This window comes from Sutterella parvirubra YIT 11816, from assembly GCF_000250875.1.
GTDB lineage: Bacteria > Pseudomonadota > Gammaproteobacteria > Burkholderiales > Burkholderiaceae_F > Sutterella > Sutterella parvirubra.
Map to the genome: position 1 here is coordinate 1 of NZ_JH605012.1, position 4270 is coordinate 4270.

Genomic DNA, 4270 nt, shown 5'->3' on the forward strand with positions numbered 1-4270 from the left:
CAGCACATTTCAATTTGGACAGCAGTGGGTGTTGCGGTTATGATTGGCGCATGACGAAGGAACCGAAGGCCTCCGCGGCCCGAAATTCCCGTCTGAAAGGAAGTCCCGAACGGGAACGGTCCCGCCGGGCTTCCGAAGCGGTTTCACGATGAGTGCCGAGGAGGTACGTCATGAGAATTCACAACGTCGGACTTCGCCGTCCCAAGCACCTGATGTGCTTTGCGACGCGTTCCTGCTTCGACTTCCACCGCTTCATCTCCAATCGACTCTAAGAGTCCGTCCCCCGCCGACGCACGGGTCGCCCTTGACCTGTCCGTCCGCATCCCTTTCGCTCGTTCCCCGGCGACAACCTACCGCACAACCCCCGCTGCGCCACACGCACGGGATCGAGGAACCTGCCGAAACACCCAACGCCCCAAGTTCGACCAGACAGAAAAAAACGGCAGCCTTTTTGCGCATAGAGCGCATCAAGACCGCCGTCCAAAATGTCGCCTGCGCTACGGTTTGCCTCCAGAGCGAGTCGACTTGCGGCACCACCGGCCCGTCGAAAGGACGGATTTGCAGTGCCAGCTGCGAATTTTACCTCAAAGACGGGCGACGCTGAAAAAACTCCAAAGAGGTAAGAAACATGCGTCAACTCAAAGTTGCAGCCACGCCCGACACGATCAGCGCCTTCCGCTGCCGCCGTGAAGTCGTCGACTTCGAAAAGTGCGACCTGGCGGAAGTCTCCGTCGTGGTCGTCACGCCCGTCGAAGCCGAAGGCTTTGCGATCGCCCGCATCGAAGACACCGGCTTCGGCATCCCCGTCGTCGTGATGACGGACATTGATGCGCTTCCCGACACGCTGGTCGGCAAGGTGGCGAGCGTCATCAACCGCAACGTCTGCGACGCCGAACTCTTCGGCCGCAAGATCGACACGCTCGCCCAGAAGTACGAAGACGACATCCTGCCGCCCTTCTTCGGGTCGCTCCAGGACTACGTCGCGCAGGGCTACACGCAGTTCGACTGCCCGGGCCACCAGGGCGGCGCCTTCTTCCGCCGTCACCCGGCCGGCCGCGAATTCGCCGAATTCTTCGGTGAAAACGTTTTCCGCGCCGACCTCTGCAACGCCGACGTCTCGATGGGCGACCTCCTCATTCACGAAGGCGCCCCCTGCGCCGCGCAGCAGGCGGCCGCCAAGATCTACAACGCCGACAAGACGTACTTTGTTTTGAACGGCACGAGCTCCTCGAACAAGGTCGTGCTGAACGCCCTCCTCGCCCCGGGCGACCTCGTCCTCTTCGACCGCAACAACCACAAGTCGAACCACCACGGCGCCCTCATCATGGCGGGCGCGACCCCGGTCTACCTTGAAACCGCGCGCAACCCGTACGGCTTCATCGGCGGGATCGACGACCACTGCTTCGAAGAAGACTACCTGCGCGGCCTCATCCGCGAGGTCGACCCGAAGCGCGCCGACGCGAAGCGTCCGTTCCGCCTCGCCGTCATCCAGCTCGGCACCTACGACGGCACGATCTACAACGCCCGCCAGGTCGTCGACCGCATCGGTCACCTCTGCGACTACATCCTCTTCGACTCCGCGTGGGTCGGGTACGAACAGTTCATCCCGATGATGAAGGACTGCTCGCCGCTGCTCCTCGACCTCGGTCCCGAAGACCCGGGCATCCTCGTCACGCAGTCCGTGCACAAGCAGCAGGCCGGGTTCTCCCAGACCTCGCAGATCCACAAGAAGGACTCGCACATCAAGGGTCAGCCGCGCTACTGCCCGCACAAGCGCTTCAACAACGCCTTCATGATGCACGCGTCGACCTCGCCCTTCTATCCGCTCTTCGCCGCGCTCGACATCAACGCGAAGATGCACGAAGGCGAATCGGGCCGCCGCCTCTGGGACGACTGCGTGCGCGTCGGCATCGAAGCCCGCAAGCAGCTCGCCCGCACCTGCAAGTACATCCGTCCCTTCATCCCGACCGAAATCGACGGCAAGCCCTGGCAGGACCACCCGACCGACATGATCGCGAACGACCTCCGCTTCTTCGCGTTCGAGCCGGGCGCCAAGTGGCACAACTTCGAGGGCTACGGCAAGTCCCAGTACTTCGTCGACCCGTGCAAGTTCCTGCTCACGACGCCGGGGATCCACCCCGAGACGGGCGAATACGCCGACTTCGGCGTCCCCGCCACGATTCTCGCGAACTTCCTCCGCGAAAACGGCATCGTGCCCGAAAAGTGCGACCTGAACTCCATCCTCTTCCTCATGACGCCGGCCGAAGACCGCGCCAAGATGGAGCACCTCGTCACGCAGATCGCGCGCTTTGAGCGCTTCCTCGACGCGGACGCCCCGCTCGCCGAAGTCCTCCCCTCGATCTACAAGGCGAACGAAGCGCGCTACGCGGGCTACACGATCCGCCGCCTCTGCCAGGAAATGCACGACTTCTACAAGGCGGGCGACGTGAAGACCCTCCAGAAGAAGATGTTCCGTGCGGAATTCCTCCCGAAGCGTCCGCTCCAACCGCAGGCCGCGCACTACGAGTTCATCCGCGGGAACGCCGAGCTCGTCGCGCTCGAAAAGGCCGAAGGCCGCATCGCGGTCGAAGGCGCGCTTCCCTACCCGCCGGGCGTGCTCTGCGTCGTCCCGGGCGAAGTCTGGGGCGGTGCCGTCCAGCAGTACTTCCTCGCGCTCGAAGAAGGCATCAACCGCTTCCCGGGCTTCTCCCCCGAACTTCAGGGCGTCTACATCCAGCAGGACCCCGACGGCCGCAAGCGCGCTTACGGATACGTGCTGACCGAAGAAAAAGCCCGCGAAATGCTCGGCTGAGCTTCGTGAACGACTAACGACGAACGCAGCCCGGAGGGTCGAAAGCCCTCCGGGCGGACGGAACTCACCCTCTTTCAAGGAGACAACACCATGTCTTCGACCAAATCGAACAAGATGTCGGTCACGCAGCTCACGCTCCTGACCGCCCTCAACATGATGGGCTCGGGCATCATCATGCTCCCGACGAAGCTTGCCGAAGTGGGCACGCTCTCGATCCTCTCCTGGCTCGTCACCGCGACGGGCTCCACGGCGCTCGCCTACGCCTTCGCGAAGTGCGGCATGCTCTCGCGCAAGGCGGGCGGCATGGGCGGCTACGCCGAGTACACGTTCGGCAAGTCCGGCGCCTTCCTCGCGAACTACACCTATGCGGTCTCGCTCGTCATCGCGAACGTCGCGATCGCGATCACCGTCGTGGGCTACCTCTCCGCCTTCTTCGAGATTTCGCTCTCGCCCGTCATGACCTGCCTGGCGACGATCGCCACGCTCTGGATCTGCACGGTGCTCAACTTCAAGGGCCCGAAGATCACCGGCTACATCTCGAACTTCTCGGCTTGGGGTGCGATTCTCCCGGTGACGGCGCTTTCCGTCTTCGGCTGGTTCTGGTTCAGCCCCGACATGTACGTCGCGAGCTGGAACCCCAACAACATCCCGTTCTTCGACGCGGTCTCCGCCTCGATCTCGATGACGCTCTGGGCGTTCCTCGGCCTTGAATCCGCCTGCGCCAACTCCGAAGCCGTCGACAACCCCGAAAAGAACGTGCCGAAGGCCGTTCTGGGCGCCACGCTCGGCGTCGCGACCATCTACATCCTCTCGACCAACATCGCCGCGGGCATCGTCGGCAACGCGGAACTCGTCCAGTCGACCGCCCCCTTCGGGCTCGTCTTCGCGACGATGTTCAACGGCACGGTCGGCAAGGTCGTGATCGGCATGATGGTGGTCTCCTGCGCGGGTTCGCTCCTCTCCTGGCAGTTCACGATCGCCCAGGTCTTCAAGAGCCTCTCCGACGCGAAGTTCTTCCCGAGCGCCTTCTCGAAGCTCACGAAGGACGACGCCCCGGTGGTCGGCATGACGCTCATCACGCTCACGCAGAGCGCCCTCTCGTTCCTCACGATCAGCCCGTCGCTCTACAAGCAGTTCAACGTCCTGGTCGACCTCGCCGTCGTCACGAACGTGATGCCCTACCTCCTCTCGATGGCGGCCGTTCCGGTGCTGCTGCGCTCGGAAAAGGTCGGCGGCGGCATGGCCACGATCGTGAAGTTCTGCGCCTTCATCGGCACGGTCTACAGCCTCTACGCGCTCTACGCCGCGGGCTTTGAAGCGATGATGTACGGGTCGCTCGCGACCTTCGCCGGCTGGGCCTTCTTCGGCGTCGCCGCCGAACGGCTCCACGACAAGGAAGCGGCCGCTGCGGCTTAAACTTCACCTCTGAACCTTCCGGCGGCGGGAGCCCCAAGGGCT

The 4270-nt window shown here is 63.5% G+C and carries 2 protein-coding genes; both read left to right on the forward strand.

Translation table 11 applies throughout. From position 1 onward, the window contains the following. Positions 1-628 precede the first annotated feature (628 nt). Positions 629-2812 (forward strand): ornithine decarboxylase SpeF, encoded by a 2184-nt coding sequence (gene speF, locus HMPREF9440_RS09135; protein WP_008543548.1) that lies wholly within the window; start codon positions 629-631, stop codon positions 2810-2812. A 90-nt stretch (positions 2813-2902) separates the two neighbouring features. Beyond that, positions 2903-4228 (forward strand): putrescine-ornithine antiporter, encoded by a 1326-nt coding sequence (gene potE / locus HMPREF9440_RS09140; RefSeq protein WP_008543550.1) that lies wholly within the window; start codon positions 2903-2905, stop codon positions 4226-4228. Positions 4229-4270 lie beyond the last annotated feature (42 nt).

What these genes read in the sequence shown, in the direction of transcription:
- speF (WP_008543548.1), top strand. Translation starts at nt 629, where the DNA reads ATGCGTCAACTCAAAGTTGCAGCCACGCCCGACACGATCAGCGCCTTC.
- potE (WP_008543550.1), top strand. Translation starts at nt 2,903, where the DNA reads ATGTCTTCGACCAAATCGAACAAGATGTCGGTCACGCAGCTCACGCTC.